The organism is Candidatus Planktophila sp. (genome assembly GCF_036734405.1).
Lineage (GTDB): Bacteria > Actinomycetota > Actinomycetes > Nanopelagicales > Nanopelagicaceae > Planktophila.
The window spans coordinates 297,746-313,203 of record NZ_DAIMYR010000001.1; the positions used below are offsets into that span (position 1 = coordinate 297,746).

General features: G+C 45.7%; 14 protein-coding genes. 13 read left to right on the plus strand and 1 reads right to left on the minus strand.

All coding sequences use genetic code 11. From position 1 onward, the window contains the following. Positions 1–19 precede the first annotated feature (19 nt). Both nth and AC9UC2_RS01470 read left to right on the plus strand, forming a co-directional pair. Positions 20–718 (plus strand): endonuclease III, encoded by a 699-nt coding sequence (nth, locus tag AC9UC2_RS01465; RefSeq protein ID WP_509524404.1) that lies wholly within the window; start codon positions 20–22, stop codon positions 716–718. Then, positions 715–1,242 carry a TlpA family protein disulfide reductase gene (locus AC9UC2_RS01470; RefSeq protein ID WP_509524407.1) on the plus strand — a complete coding sequence of 176 codons (528 nt, stop codon included), beginning with the start codon at positions 715–717 and terminating at the stop codon, positions 1,240–1,242. The genes nth and AC9UC2_RS01470 overlap by 4 nt, the downstream gene beginning before the upstream one ends. Here the strand turns inward: AC9UC2_RS01470 and acs are convergent. Further along, positions 1,239–3,203, minus strand: a complete 1,965-nt coding sequence (gene acs, locus AC9UC2_RS01475; protein WP_509524409.1) for an acetate--CoA ligase — start codon at positions 3,201–3,203, stop codon at positions 1,239–1,241. The genes AC9UC2_RS01470 and acs overlap by 4 nt on opposite strands. A gap of 361 nt (positions 3,204–3,564) precedes the next feature. On the opposite strand from acs, the gene fbaA reads away from it, so the two are divergent. From fbaA to purM, 11 genes are read left to right on the plus strand one after another with little or no spacing between them, the layout of a single operon-like run. Next, complete coding sequence (gene fbaA / locus AC9UC2_RS01480) at positions 3,565–4,599, plus strand: class II fructose-bisphosphate aldolase (protein WP_509524412.1); 1,035 nt, start codon at positions 3,565–3,567, stop codon at positions 4,597–4,599. A gap of 28 nt (positions 4,600–4,627) precedes the next feature. Next, positions 4,628–5,911, plus strand: coding sequence for an adenylosuccinate synthase (locus AC9UC2_RS01485; RefSeq protein ID WP_509524415.1), 1,284 nt, complete (start codon positions 4,628–4,630; stop codon positions 5,909–5,911). 2 nt (positions 5,912–5,913) lie between these two features. Beyond that, positions 5,914–7,158 carry a phosphoribosylamine--glycine ligase gene (purD, locus tag AC9UC2_RS01490; RefSeq protein WP_509524418.1) on the plus strand — a complete coding sequence of 415 codons (1,245 nt, stop codon included), beginning with the start codon at positions 5,914–5,916 and terminating at the stop codon, positions 7,156–7,158. Then, a complete protein-coding gene (gene purB / locus AC9UC2_RS01495) occupies positions 7,159–8,580 on the plus strand; it encodes an adenylosuccinate lyase (RefSeq protein ID WP_509524421.1) in 1,422 nt (473 codons plus the stop codon). Next, positions 8,577–9,458: a phosphoribosylaminoimidazolesuccinocarboxamide synthase gene (locus AC9UC2_RS01500; protein WP_509524424.1), complete on the plus strand. Its 882-nt coding sequence runs from the start codon at positions 8,577–8,579 to the stop codon at positions 9,456–9,458. The genes purB and AC9UC2_RS01500 overlap by 4 nt, the downstream gene beginning before the upstream one ends. Positions 9,459–9,472: 14 nt before the next feature. Next, positions 9,473–9,718, plus strand: coding sequence for a phosphoribosylformylglycinamidine synthase subunit PurS (purS, locus tag AC9UC2_RS01505; RefSeq protein WP_509524427.1), 246 nt, complete (start codon positions 9,473–9,475; stop codon positions 9,716–9,718). Further along, positions 9,718–10,386, plus strand: a complete 669-nt coding sequence (gene purQ, locus AC9UC2_RS01510; protein ID WP_509524430.1) for a phosphoribosylformylglycinamidine synthase subunit PurQ — start codon at positions 9,718–9,720, stop codon at positions 10,384–10,386. Before purS ends, purQ begins: the two co-directional genes overlap by 1 nt. Further along, positions 10,386–12,611 carry a phosphoribosylformylglycinamidine synthase subunit PurL gene (gene purL, locus AC9UC2_RS01515; protein ID WP_509524433.1) on the plus strand — a complete coding sequence of 742 codons (2,226 nt, stop codon included), beginning with the start codon at positions 10,386–10,388 and terminating at the stop codon, positions 12,609–12,611. The genes purQ and purL overlap by 1 nt, the downstream gene beginning before the upstream one ends. 4 nt (positions 12,612–12,615) lie before the next feature. Further along, entirely contained in the window at positions 12,616–12,912 is a 297-nt protein-coding gene (locus AC9UC2_RS01520; RefSeq protein ID WP_509524435.1) for a sterol carrier family protein, read from the plus strand. Further along, positions 12,909–14,372, plus strand: coding sequence for an amidophosphoribosyltransferase (gene purF / locus AC9UC2_RS01525; protein ID WP_509524438.1), 1,464 nt, complete (start codon positions 12,909–12,911; stop codon positions 14,370–14,372). Before AC9UC2_RS01520 ends, purF begins: the two co-directional genes overlap by 4 nt. Then, positions 14,372–15,430: a phosphoribosylformylglycinamidine cyclo-ligase gene (gene purM, locus AC9UC2_RS01530; protein WP_509524440.1), complete on the plus strand. Its 1,059-nt coding sequence runs from the start codon at positions 14,372–14,374 to the stop codon at positions 15,428–15,430. Before purF ends, purM begins: the two co-directional genes overlap by 1 nt. Positions 15,431–15,458: the final 28 nt, after the last annotated feature.

The following is a 15,458-nucleotide window of genomic DNA, read 5'->3' on the forward strand; positions in this document are numbered from 1 at the left end:
GAGGGGTACTTTACTACCCATGGCGGTCGATGGCGAAACCCGAAAAGGGGCAAAGGCGGTTTATCGCATCCTTACAAAGACCTACCCCAATATTCGCTGTGAATTAGATTTTACAAACCCGTTGGAATTAATTATCGCTACGGTGTTAAGCGCCCAGTGCACAGATAAGAGAGTTAACACTGTCACCCCAGCGCTATTTAAAAAGTATAAGAACCCAAAGGCTTACGCAAAAGCAGACATTCACCAGATTGAAGAGCTGGTCCATTCCACCGGTTTTTATCGAGCAAAAGCTCGAAATATAAAAGCGCTCAACATTAAATTACTAGAAGATTTTGAGGGAGAAGTTCCAAGAACTCTTGAAGAGTTAATTACCTTGCCAGGTGTTGGTCGCAAAACTGCAAATGTTGTTTTAGGACATGCCTTCGATACTCCGGGTATAACCGTTGATACTCACTTCGGACGTTTATCACGCAGATTTGGCTGGACCAAGGAAACTGATCCAGTAAAAGTAGAAATGATTGTTCAGCAATTGATTCCACAACCTGAATGGACAAATCTTTCACAACGCATGATTTGGCATGGACGCAGAATTTGTCATTCGCGTAAACCAGCCTGCGGTGCATGCCCAGTAGCAAAAATCTGTCCAAGTGTTGGAATTGGTGAGATGGATATAGAGAAAGCATTACTGTTAGTTAAGACCGATAAGGATTTCAGATGAAGAGAGTTATGTTTGCAGCGGCTTTACTTTTGTTGACCGCATGTTCTTCTTCAGCACCCTTTGTTCAAGGCGAAGTTGTTTCTTGCGAAACTATTACTCAAGCTGCAAACTTTGCTGACGGTGTCGCAATGGATTGCCTTGATGGTTCAGAAGGTGCTCGATTGGGTGGCTTGCGTGGGCCAATGGTGATTAATGTTTGGGGTTCATGGTGTGGTCCGTGTAAAGAAGAAATGCCCGTTCTTCGTGCGTTTCACGAAAGAGCTAAAGATAAAGTTCAATTAGTCGGTGTTGATGTTGAAGAAGCAAGCCTTGAAGATGGCCGCACTTTTGTAGAGCAAAATGGAATTACTTGGCCCAATTTGTATGACCCAGATGGCCGTTCACGCCAGTACTTTGGTTTAGGCGTGCCTGTTACATGGTTTATCGCCGCTGATGGAAGCGTTGCTCACAAGCACATTGGAATCATCAATGACTTAGATGAAATTCTTACCCTTACTGAAAAACATTTAGGTGTGAAACTTTAATCTTCATCCTTTGAAGTATGTAAGCCTTCGGAGATCAGCTTCATTACATTGGGATCAGCAAGGGTTGTGGCATCTCCAACCTGGCGGTTTTCAGCCACATCCTTAAGCAATCGACGCATAATTTTGCCGCTTCGAGTCTTTGGTAATTCAGCAACTACCAAAATTTGACGAGGTTTTGCAATTGCACCGATTTCTTTGGCAACATGATTACGTAATTCGGTAACTAATTTTTCCCCGCTGGCGTGGACAATTCCGCCACGCAAGATAACAAAGGCAACAATTCCTTGCCCTGTCATTGCATCTTGTGCACCAACGACGGCAGCTTCTGCAACAGATTCATGGGAAACAAGTGCTGATTCAACTTCGGTCGTTGAAATGCGGTGACCTGATACATTCATTACATCGTCAACGCGACCGAGTAACCAAATCGCTCCATCTTTATCTAGCTTTGCGCCATCTCCTGCAAAGTAAATTCCCTTAAATCGCGACCAATACGTTTCTTTGTACCGCTCATCTTCGCCCCAAACACCACGCAACATTCCGGGCCATGGTTTATCAAGAATTAAAAAGCCACCATGACCTTTTGCAACGGGGTTTGCATCATCATCAACTACTACCGCGCTGATGCCAGGAATCGCTGTCATTGCAGAGCCAGGTTTAGTTGCGGTTACACCAGGCAAAGGTGAAATCATGATTCCACCTGTTTCTGTTTGCCACCAGGTATCAACAATTGGGCAGCGATTTCCACCGATCACGTCTCGGTACCACATCCAAGCTTCAGGATTAATTGGTTCGCCAACTGAACCCAGCAAACGAAGTGATGACAAGTTAAATTTATTTGGAAATTCATCTCCCCACTTCATCCAAGTACGGATCAAAGTCGGCGCCGTATACAAAATAGTTACGCCGTATTTTTCGATTAACTCAAAGATTCGTCCCTTATGAGGCGTATCTGGAGTTCCTTCGTACATGACTTGTGTCGCACCATTAATCAGTGGGCCATAAACAATATAACTGTGGCCGGTAATCCAACCAACATCTGCGGTGCACCAGTACACATCGGTTTCAGGCTTGATATCAAAGACGATTCGATGCGTGTAGGCGGCTTGCGTTAAATAACCGCCAGTTGTGTGAAAAATTCCCTTTGGTTTTGCAGTAGTTCCTGATGTGTACAAAATGAATAGCGGGTGCTCAGAATCAAAGCCCACAGCGGTGTGCTCTGCCGATTGGCGATCGACAATGTCATGCCACCAGATATCAGTTGCAGAATTCCATGCAGTTTCTTGTTGAGTGCGTTGAACAACTAAAACCTTTTGAACATTGTGCTTACCTTTAAGCGCTTCATCGACCGCAGGCTTTAACGCAAAAGCTGCACCTTTTCTAAAGCCACCGTCTGCGGTGATAACTAATTTTGCATCCGCATCCTGAATTCGTGACAACAACGCTTCTGCAGAAAATCCACCAAAGACAACAGAATGAGCTGCGCCAATGCGTGCACAAGCCAACATAGCAATTACAGCTTCCGGAATCATCGGCATATAAATTGCAACTCGATCTTTCGCTTCGACACCTAATTCGATAAGTGCATTTGCGGTTTTCTTAACTTCAATTAACAGCTGTGCATACGTGATGGTTCGAGTGTCACCTGGTTCACCTTCAAAATGAAAAGCCACTCGGTCTCCGCGACCTTCAATGACATGTCTGTCCAGTGCATTAAATGCTGCATTAATTTTTCCGCCCACGAACCATTGTGCATAAGGTGCATCCCATTGAAGAGTTTGCGTCCATGGTGTTTCCCACGACAAAGCTCCAGCTTGTTGATCCCAAAAAGCTAATCGATCTTTTTCGGCCAGTTCGTATAAATCCGCAGTGGCATTGGCCTGAGCTGCAAACTCTGCAGTTGGCGCAAATTCGCGTTCCTCGCTGAGCAGGTTCTCTAAAGATTCGTGGTCTTGACTCATAACGCTAGAGGTTACTCCCTGAACATTGTTATCAACAGCGAATTGGTGATTGATTTTTTATTTGTGCGCTGCCCTGAAGATGTCCCGACAGAAAGGAGATGCAATGTTAACCGCATTTATTTTGGCTTTGATAAAGCTATTGAGTAACCCAGTGCTACTGGCGGCCCTTGCTAAGTTCTTGGCCAACGCCTTGAAATCGGTGAGTTAGCGGGTAAATCCCACACACGAAGACCCTCCCAGCCCAGTGTGCGGAGGGTCTTTTTGTGCCATTGGGGCCAAGGTGAGAGGATTGGTCGTAAGCCTCTAGACGACTCAACGAAGCGCTCAGTCTAAAGATTTACAACGAGCCATAGGAGTCACCGTGCCAATTGCAACCCCAGAAATTTATGCCGACATGTTGGATCGCGCCAAGAAAGGCGCTTTTGCATATCCTGCAATTAACGTTTCATCGTCACAAACCCTAACTGCTGCTATTCGTGGTTTCGCCGAAGCAGAGTCAGATGGAATCATTCAATTTTCTTGGGGCGGTGCTGAATACGCATCTGGTTCAACAGTTAAGAACATGGTTGATGGCGCAGTTGCGCTCGCAGAGTATGCCCATGTTGTTGCAAAGAATTACAAAGTAAACATTGGAATTCACACAGATCATTGCCCGGCGGAAAAGTTGGACGGCTTTATGCGTCCTCTTCTTGCATTTGGTGCAGATCGCATTAAGTCAGGCAAGGCTCCTTTGTTTAACTCACACATGTGGGATGGATCAGCTGTAGACATGACAGAAAACATGAAGATTGCTAAGGAAATGTTAGCCATGTCTGTTGCGGCAAAGACAATTCTTGAAATTGAAATTGGTGTTGTTGGTGGAGAAGAAGATGGTATTGAGGCTAAGCATGATGCGAAGCTTTACTCAACTCCAGAAGATGCACTTATGACTATTGAAACTCTTGGAACTGATGTAAATGCGCGCTACATGGTGGCAGCAACATTCGGAAACGTTCACGGTGTTTACAAGCCAGGAAACGTTGTTTTGCAACCAAAGATTCTTGCAACTTTGCAAGAAGCGGTTTCGGTAAAGCTTGGTCTTCCCGCAGGTAGCAAGCCAATGGACTTGGTATTCCACGGTGGTTCTGGCTCACTTCTTTCAGAGATCCGCGAATCACTTGATTACGGTGTTATCAAGATGAACGTAGATACAGATACTCAGTACGCATTTACTCGTCCAGTTGTAGAGCACATGCTCAAGAACTATGACGGCGTTCTCAAGATTGATGGAGAAGTTGGAAACAAGAAGGCGTACGATCCACGTGCATGGGGTAAGGCGGCTGAAGCAGGAATGGCAGCTCGCGTTGTCCGTGCTTGTGAAGATCTTCGCTCTAACGGAACTTCATCACTTAAGTAATTAACTACTAGTCGGAGAGGCTTTACCTATGCCTGCATTAGTACTGCTCGGAGCTCAGTGGGGCGACGAAGGCAAGGGTAAAGCCACAGACTTATTAGGCGATCGTGTTGATTATGTTGTTCGCTATCAAGGTGGAAACAATGCTGGTCACACAGTTGTAATTGGCGATCAAAAGTACGCACTTCACTTGTTGCCATCAGGAATTCTTTCCCCCAACGTAATTCCTGTTATTGGTAATGGCGTTGTTATCGATCCAAGTGTTTTACTGGAAGAAATTCGTGGCCTCAATGAACGTGGCATCGACACCAGCAAACTTCTGATTTCAACTAACGCACATTTGATTACGCCTTATCACCGGACAATTGACAAGGTTTCTGAACGATTCTTGGGCAAGTCAAAAATTGGTACAACGGGTCGCGGAATCGGGCCTGCCTATGCAGACAAAATCAACCGCATCGGTATTCGTGTTCAAGATTTATTTGATCCATCAATCTTGCGTCAAAAGCTGGAAGGCGCACTGCGCGATAAGAACCAGATTCTTATCAAGGTGTTTAATCGCAAGAACATCGAAGTTGATGAAGTGCTAGATGAGTATTTAAAGTATGCAGATATCTTGCGTCCGTATGTTGCAGATACTGTTTTAATTTTGGATGAAGCGTTAAAGGCCGGAAAGCGCGTTCTGCTAGAAGGATCACAAGGAACTTTGCTGGATGTCGATCACGGTACCTACCCGTTTGTTACTTCAAGTAATCCAACTGCGGGTGGAGCCTGTACAGGTTCGGGAATTGGACCTACAAAGATCGAACGTGTAATTGGCATCGTCAAGGCGTACACAACGCGTGTTGGTAGCGGACCTTTCCCAACTGAATTATTTGATGAAGATGGCGAAGCACTTCGTCGCATTGGCGGAGAAATCGGTGTAACAACTGGTCGTGCACGCCGATGTGGTTGGTACGACGCACCTATCGCTCGCTATGCAGTACGTGTCAACGGCTTAACAGATTTCTTCTTAACTAAGCTAGATGTTCTAACTGGCTGGGAAAAGATTCCAGTATGCGTTGCTTATGAAATTGATGGAAAGCGCGTTGAAGAACTTCCCGCTTCACAATCAGATTTCCACCACGCAAAGCCAATCTATGAATACTTAGCTGGCTGGACCGAAGATATTTCAGGTGCGCGCAAGATGTCTGATCTGCCAAAGAACGCGCAAGATTATGTTGCTTTCCTAGAAAAGATTTCAGGTGCTCCGATGAGCGCAATTGGTGTGGGACCCGGACGCGATCAAACAATCGTCGTAAAGGATTTCATCTAAGAATGAAAATCCTCCTAGTCGGAAGCGGCGGACGCGAACACGCGCTAGGAGTAGGGCTACAGGCAGATCCAGTATGTACCGAGCTTCATGCTGCACCAGGAAATCCGGGCATTGCAGAGTTTGCGCAATGTCATCCACTCGCTGTCACAGATAATCAAGCAATTGTTGATTTAGCAAAGCGTTTAGAGATTGATTTAGTTGTTGTGGGGCCCGAAGTTCCACTTGTTAATGGTGTTGGCGATCTTCTACGAGCAGCAAATATCGCTGTCTTTGGGCCATCCAAGGCTGCTGCTCAATTAGAGGGTTCTAAAAACTTTGCTAAAGAAGTTATGCGTGATGCTGGCGTACCAACTGCACATAGCTTTACTTGCATAAGTAAAGATGAGATTGAAAAAGCATTAGATACTTTTGGCCCGCCATATGTTGTTAAGGATGACGGCTTGGCTGCAGGTAAGGGTGTTGTTGTCACTAATGATCGACAAGAAGCATTAGCGCATGCACTTAGTTGTAAGCGAGTTGTAATTGAAGAGTATTTAAATGGACCAGAAGTTTCTCTTTTTGGCATTAGTGATGGAACAACTATTTTGCCAATGCAACCAGCCCAGGATTTTAAGCGCGCATACGATGGCGATGAAGGTCCAAATACTGGAGGAATGGGTGCATATTCTCCTTTGCCATGGGCGCCATCTGACATAGTTGAAGACACACACAAACAAGTCTTAGCGCCAATGATTGCTGAAATGGCTGCACGGGGAACACCTTTTGTGGGTTTACTCTATGCAGGCCTTGCATTAACAGACCACGGAACTCGCGTTATCGAGTTTAATGCACGCTTTGGCGATCCTGAAACTCAAGTTCTAATTCCTCGACTAAAAACCCCTCTTGCAACTTTGCTCTACAAAGCAGCAACAGGAAACTTAGCCGGCATAACTTTGGACTGGAAGGATGATTCAGCTGTAACAGTTGTGTTGGCCGCTCAGGGATACCCAACAGCACCAATAAGTGGATCGATCATTAGCGGATTTACACATTTTGATAATGTTCAGATTTATCATGCAGGTACCTTAAGTACAGAACAAGGGTTAGCTTCTTCGGGCGGCCGGGTGCTGACTTTGACTGGAATTGGCGAAGACCTGACGGAGGCCCGAAACCGTGCATACCGAGCAATCAGTCAAATCTCATTAACTGGATCCTTTTACCGTTCCGACATCGCACTTAATGCGTCGGTCGCAGAGAAGGGCAATTAAATGGCAGATAATGCACCAATGAGCCTGCTTGCTAGCCGATATGCATCAGCAGCGATGTGCGAAATCTTTGCGCCAGAGGCCAAAATTATCGCAGAACGTAAGTTGTGGATCGCAGTTATGCGGGCTCAATCAACACTGGGCCACGCAATTTCCAAGAATGTAATTACAGATTACGAAAATGTAGTTACACGTGTAGATATTGCATCAATAGATGCGCGCGAAAAGCAAACCCGTCACGATGTTAAGGCTCGTATTGAAGAGTTCAACGCACTTGCGGGTCACGAAGCGATTCATGCAGGTATGACCAGCCGCGACTTAACTGAAAATATTGAAGCGCTCCAGATTCGAAATGGTTTAGAAATTGTCCATAACAAGGTCGTAACGCTTCTCGCCCGTCTCGCCGAACGGGCAACACAGTACATTGACCAACCAATAGCTGGACGTTCACATAATGTGCCCGCACAAGTTACAACTTTAGGAAAGCGCTTTGCATCAGCTGCTGAAGAGTTGTTGTTCGCATACGAACGTCTAATTGCATTACAAGATCGCTATCCAATGCGTGGCATCAAGGGTCCAGTAGGTACCGCGCAAGATTCAATTGATCTCTTGGGTTCAACTGATGCGCACTTGAAGTTAGAAGGTGCGATTGCAAAAGAACTTGGGTTTAACAAAGTTCTAGATTCAACAGGCCAGATTTATCCACGTTCTTTTGATTATGATGTTGTGACAACTTTGGTACAGATTGCCGCATCACCATCATCTCTTGCTACGTCAATTAGATTAATGGCTGGTGCTGAACTAGTAACCGAAGGCTTTAAGGCTGGGCAGGTTGGCAGTAGCGCAATGCCTCACAAGATGAATACACGTTCATGTGAGCGCGTAAATGGATTTTCAGTTGTTTTACGTGGATATGCATCAATGGTGAGTGAGCTCTCTGGTGATCAATGGAATGAAGGCGATGTTTCATGCAGTGTTGTTCGTCGCGTTGCTTTGCCAGATGCCTTTTATGCAATCGATGGATTGCTCGAAACAATGCTCACAGTCCTTGATGAGTTTGGTGCATTCCCAGCGGTAATCAGCGCTGAATTAGAGCGTTATTTACCTTTCTTGGCGACTACAAAGATTCTAATGGCTGCGGTTAAAGTGGGCGTTGGGCGCGAAGTTGCTCATGAAGTAATCAAAGAGCACGCAGTAAAGGCTGCTCTCGGAATGCGCGAAGGCAAAAAGAATACTCTTCTTGATGATCTTGCAGCTGATAGCCGATTACCTCTAGACCGTGCCGCACTTGATGTCTTAATTAGTGATCCCATCGAATTTACTGGCGAAGCTCGCCAACAAGTAGCTCGAGTTGTTAGTCGCATTGGTGCGATTACTTCCGCGCATCCTGCCGCAGCGCAGTACAAGCCCGGCTCTATTCGGTGAGCGGCTTTGGCCTAGCTGGCCCACCGCCAGCGCCTGAAATAACTGGGTGGAAACATCTGCGCACCGGAAAAGTAAGAGATCTTTATACAAATGATAAAAATGAGATTTTACTTGTTGCATCAGATCGCATTTCAGCTTATGACTGGGTTATGCCAACTGTGATCCCAGGTAAAGGTGCAGTACTAACTCAGCTGTCATTGTTTTGGTTTGAATTACTTGAAGACATAATTGGCAACCACATTATCTCAACAGATGTTCCTGCTGCAGTTGAAGATCGTGCGATCATCGCACAGCCACTGACTATGTTTAATGTTGAATGTGTTGCTCGTGGCTACTTAACAGGTAGTGGTTGGAGCGAGTACCAGAACAACAAAGCGGTTTGTGGAAATACCTTGCCAGATGGTTTGCTTGATGGATCACAGTTGCCTAACAGCATCTTCACCCCAGCGACTAAAGCTGAAATTGGTGATCACGACATTAATATTGATTTTGATGGCGCGGCAGCAATTGTTGGCGTAGCTGATGCCGCCGAACTTCGGGATATCACAATTAAGTTATATGAAACGGCAACAGAGTTTGCAGCTAGCCGCGGAATTATCGTGGCAGATACAAAGTTTGAATTCGGTCGAAATAACAAGGGAGAAATACTCCTTGGTGATGAGGCGCTAACCCCTGATTCTTCAAGGTTTTGGGAGGCTTCGGCCTGGAAGCCAGGCGGGGCTCAGCCTTCTTACGACAAACAATTTCTACGTGACTACCTAGTAGCAAGTGGATGGGATAGAAATAGCCCACCCCCTGAACTGCCTAGTGAGATCGTAGAGAAGACAGCACAACGTTATCAAGAAGCATTTTTTCGAATCACTGGCAGTAAGTTCTAAAAGGGAGAAAATAAATGGCAAAGATCGTGGTTGATGTGATGTTGAAGCCCGAAATTCTTGACCCTCAAGGAAATGCTGTTGCAGCTGCACTGCCACGATTAGGATTTACCTTTGCTAAATCTGTTCGTCAAGGAAAGCGCTTTGAAATTGAAATCGATGGCGAACCAACAGCTGCGCAGCTTGCTGAGGTTGAAAAAGCTGCTGAAGTTTTGCTCTCAAACCCTGTCATTGAAAATTACGTTGTAAGAGTTGAGAAGTAATGCGTATAGGAGTTATTACATTTCCAGGCACTCTGGATGATCGAGACGCTGCCCGCGCAGTCGTTGCAGGTGGTGCTGAATCTGTCCCATTGTGGCATGCAGATGCAGATTTGAAGGGCGTAGATGCAGTTGTTCTACCCGGTGGGTTTTCCTACGGCGATTATTTGCGCTGTGGTGCTATTTCTCGTTTTGCGCCAGTTATGCAACTAGTTATTGAAGCAGGAAATAAAGGAATGCCAGTTCTTGGCATTTGTAATGGTTTTCAGGTTTTGTGTGAATCGCATTTATTACCAGGTGCACTAACTCGTAACGCTGATCTGCACTTTCTTTGCCGTGATCAAGAGATTGAAATTGTTAATATTCAAACACCCTGGACAAATTCCTTTAAAAAAGGTGAGCAAATTGTTATTCCATTGAAAAATGGCGAGGGCTCTTTCCAATGCGATGATCAAACCCTTGCGATGCTTGAAGCTGAAGGTCGTGTAATTGCCCGCTATGTGGGTGAAAATCCGAATGGATCTCGTAATTTAATCGCTGGTATTACAAATACAAAGGGCAATGTCGTGGGCCTCATGCCCCACCCAGAGCATGCGATAAATGAGTTAACTGGTCCATCAGCGCAAGGTCTTGGATTCTTCACATCGATCTTGAATGCAATGGTGAAGTAATGGCGCTAGATACTGTCGCAATCGCACAAAGCACTCCTGATAACTCACAACCTTTTGCAGAACTGGGTCTCAAGTCTGATGAATATGCACGCATCAAGGAAATTCTGGGTCGCCGCCCGACTTCATCTGAGCTAGCCATGTATTCGGTAATGTGGTCAGAACACTGTTCTTACAAATCATCAAAGGTTCACCTTAAGCAGTTTGGGGAAAAGGCACCAAAGTCTGATGCGCTGTTGGTAGGTATTGGTGAAAATGCTGGTGTTGTTGATGTGGGTCAGGGCTATGCCGTCACCTTTAAAATTGAATCGCACAATCACCCATCATTTGTTGAGCCATATCAAGGAGCAGCAACGGGTATTGGTGGAATTGTCCGAGACATTTTGACTATGGGTGCTCGCCCAATTGCTGTAATGGATCCACTGCGCTTTGGTCCGGCAGAGGCACCAGATACTCGTCGCGTACTACCAGGAATCGTTGCTGGTGTTGGTGGATATGGAAACTGTTTAGGACTTCCAAACATTGGTGGTGAAATCACATTTGATGAAACGTATGCTGGTAATCCACTTGTTAATGCATTGTGTGTTGGCGTAATGAAGCACAGCGACATTAAGCTGGCAAAAGCAGCAGGTGCTGGCAATTTAGTTGTCCTGTATGGCGCAAAAACAGGTGGCGATGGAATTGGCGGAGTGTCAGTACTTGCATCAGAGACATTTGGAGCTGGTGGGTCTACAAAACGTCCAAGCGTTCAGGTCGGTGATCCATTTGTTGAAAAGGTTTTAATTGAATGTTCCCTAGAAATCTTTGCTGAAGATTTAGTTGTAGGTATCCAAGACCTTGGCGGGGCAGGCCTATCGTGTGCCACAAGCGAGCTGGCTTCTGGTGGTTCTGGTGGCATGAAGGTGCAGTTAGATAAGGTTCCACTGCGTGACCCGTCACTTTCTCCTGAAGAAATCTTGATGTCTGAATCACAAGAGCGTATGTGCGCAATCGTAGAACCAAACAAGATTGCCCGATTCTTAGAAATCTGTAAGAAATGGGATGTAACTGTCACGGTTATTGGTGAAGTAACAAATGGAAAGCATCTTGAAATCACCTGGAATGGTGAATTAATTGTTGATGTTCCACCTCGCACCGTTGCCCATGATGGCCCTGTATATAACCGACCATTGGCACAACCTGCATATATCGATCAAGTAAATATCCAAAAGGTTAATGTTCCAATTCCAGTAACTGCTGCCGAGATCAAAGCGACCGTTCTAAAATTAGCCGCAGCACCAAACCTTGCAGACAAATCCTGGGTTACTTCTCAATACGATAAGTATGTACAAGGAAACACAATTCAGTCTCAACCTGATGATTCAGGAATGATTCGCATCGATGAAAAGACAAACTTAGGTGTTGCAATCTCAACAGATGCAAATGCAAACTGGTCATATTTAAATCCTTATCAAGGAGCGAAGTTGGCTTTAGCTGAAGCTGCGCGAAACATTGCAACCGCAGGCGCTCGCCCATTAGCTGTCACAAACTGTCTAAACTTTGGTTCTCCTGAAGATCCAGGTGTTATGTGGCAGTTTGCCGAATCAGTACGTGGCTTAGCTGATGGTTGTCTTGAAATGGGCCTACCGGTAACTGGTGGCAACGTTTCCTTCTATAACCAGACAGGATCTGTCGCTATTTTGCCAACACCAGTTATTGGTGTGCTTGGTGTAATTCAAGATGTCCGCACACGAACTCCCATGAGTTTTACTAAAGCTGGATTAGATCTGTACCTACTAGGTGAAACCAATGAAGATCTTGCGGGTAGTGAATGGGCTTTCTTGCACAACCAACGCATCGGACAAGCTCCCACTGCTGACTTACAGCGTGAATTACGCCTTATTGAACTACTTCTTGAAGGTAACTCATTCTTTGCTGCAGCCCATGATCTAAGTCAGGGAGGACTAGCTGCAGGGTTGACCGAAATGGTTTTACGGTACAAAGTCGGCGCAACAATTCTGCTAGAAAATGCAGGAATCGCTTTAATCAGTGAAACTCCAGGGCGGGTAATTGTCGCAATTGATCCGGCGCATACTTCGACGCTGGCAGGATTAGCGGTTAAGAATTTAATTGCAATTACAAAAATTGGAACAACTGGAGGAAAATCATTGACTATTAATGATGCAGTTATTCCACTGACAGAACTATCGGACGCACACACAGCAACATTTCCACGGTTGTTTGGTTAGAACGATGCGTGATCCTCAGATTCTGGAACAGGTCAAGCGCACTCTTGTGCTTTTAACCATCAAGGCTCCTGGACGCGCAATCGAAGTTCGCGTGCCACCTTATGCTGCAGTGCAATGTGGTGAAGGGCCAACGCATACTCGAGGTACACCTCCTAATACAATTGAGATGGATGCTGATACTTGGCTATCACTTGCATCAGGAAAAATCAGTTGGAGTGCGGCCGTGAACAGTGGCGCGATTACAGCATCTGGGGTGCGTGCAGATTTAACTCAATACCTACCGTTAGGATCAGATGCATGAGACGCCCTGATGGTTTACTCAATCACGACGTTCTTGGCGAGGACAAAGGTCCACAAGATGCATGTGGTGTTTTTGGTGTGTGGGCCCCAGGCGAAGAGGTAGCAAAGTTAGCTTTTTATGGTTTGTATGCCTTGCAACACCGTGGGACCGAATCAGCAGGTATCGCTACAAGTGATGGTGAAAGAATTCTTGTCTACAAAGACATGGGCCTTGTTTCTCAAGTTTTTACTGAAGGTGATCTTGCAACGCTCAAGGGAAATCTTGCAATCGGACACTGTCGATACAGCACAACAGGATCAAGCACCTGGGTAAATGCTCAGCCAACATTGCGCCCAACTAAGTACGGAACACTGGCTTTAGCCCACAACGGAAACCTCACCAACACCGGAGATTTGGCAGAGCTGGTCCAAAAACTTGAAGCCACATATACCCGTGGGGCAACGACCGATACCGAAATCATGACTGCACTTATTGCGTTGCAAGATTCAAAAAATGTAGAAGCAAGTGCACTGGCCGTCTTGCCACAGTTAGAAGGTGCATTTTCATTGATATTTATGGATGAGCACACCTTGTATGCAGCACGCGATCGACACGGAGTTAGGCCACTAGTTCTTGGAAAATTAGAAACAGGTTGGGTAGTTGCATCTGAAAGTGCTGGATTAGATATTGTTGGAGCAGCTTTTGTTCGTGAAATCGAACCTGGAGAATTAATTTCCGTCGACGCACAAGGAGTTTGCTCTCAGCGTTGGGCAGATGCTCAACCTAAGGGTTGCTTATTTGAATACGTTTATCTAGCCCGACCAGATACAACTATCGCTGGTAGCGGTATCCACAAAACTCGTGTAGCCATAGGCGCACAACTTGCAATAGAACAACCAGCAGTTGCAGATCTAGTTATTCCTGTCCCAGAGTCTGGAACACCAGCTGCAATTGGCTATGCCAAAGAGTCAGGAATTCCATTTGGAATGGGATTAGTTAAAAACTCTTATGTCGGACGAACCTTTATTCAGCCTTCGCAGACGATTCGCCAATTAGGCATACGATTAAAACTCAATCCATTGCGAGAAATTATCGAGGGCAAGAGAATCGTTGTTGTTGATGATTCGATTGTTCGTGGCAATACTCAACGAGCAATTGTTCGAATGCTTCGTGAAGCTGGGGCCCGCGAAATACATGTTCGTATTTCTTCGCCACCAGTTAAATGGCCTTGCTATTACGGTATCGACTTTGCCTCACGTGCTGAACTGATAGCCAATGGTCTGGATGTGGAAGAAATCCGTAGGTCTATCGGAGCAGACTCGCTGGGGTACGTTTCACTAGAAGGTCTTATTTCTTCAACAGAAGTACCCTCAGAAAAGCTATGTTCTGCTTGTTTTACAGGCGAATATCCAATCCGCATTCCAGAAGACCTATCTGAGGGAAAGATGCGCCTAGAAATCACAGAAGTGTTCGGTGCCTAGTGGCTACGTATAAAGATGCTGGCGTTGATATCGATGCAGGTGATCGCGCTGTTGAATTGATGAAGGCTTCAATTGCAAAAGCTTCACGCCCAGAGGTAATCGGTGGCATCGGGGGATTTGCTGGTTTATTTGATGCAAGCAAATTAAAAAGTATGAAGCAACCCTTGCTTGCAACATCCACAGATGGAGTTGGCACAAAGACTGAAATCGCTCGCGTGCTAGGTAAGTTCGACACTATTGGTGAAGATCTTGTCGCTATGGTGGTAGATGACCTTGTTGTATGTGGCGCAGAGCCGCTCTTCATGACTGATTACATTGCCGTGGGCAAAGTTATTCCAGAAAACATTGCAGATATAGTTGCCGGAATTGCACGTGGTTGCGCAAAAGCAAATACTGCTTTGATCGGTGGCGAAACAGCAGAGCATCCAGGTTTACTTGAAGATGATGAGTTTGATATTGCAGGTGCTGCAACAGGTGTTGTTGATGCAGATCACCAATTGGGTGCCCATCGTGTTAAGCCTGGTGATTTAATTATCGCCATGCCATCTAGTGGTTTTCATGCAAATGGATTTTCGCTTGTACGACATATTATTAAGTCTTCAGGAATAGACTTAAATGCGAATGTTATTGAATATGGAAAAACAATCGGTGAAGTTTTCTTAACACCAACTGAAATTTACACGCTAGATTGTTTGGCGTTAATTAAAGCTATGCCAGAACATCTTCATGCCTTTTCTCACATTACTGGTGGTGGGATTGCAGAAAATACTGCGCGAGTAATTCCAGATCACTTGACTGCTACGTATGATCGTTCAACATGGTCCTTACCTGTGGAGATGGAGCTCACGGCAAAAACAGGTGGAGTTCCGCAACCCGACATGGAGCGCACATGGAACTGCGGCATCGGGATGAGCGCTTTTGTAGACCCATCAGTTGCCGATTTAGCCCTAAGCTCCTTGGCTGCTCGGGGCATGAAAGCCTGGGTTGCAGGGGTGGTTTCTGAGCGTGAAGGCTCAAATCCACGTTCATCTTTGGAAGGGGCGTACAAGGCGCGATAACCTACCCCCCTGACGCACAGCAATTAGT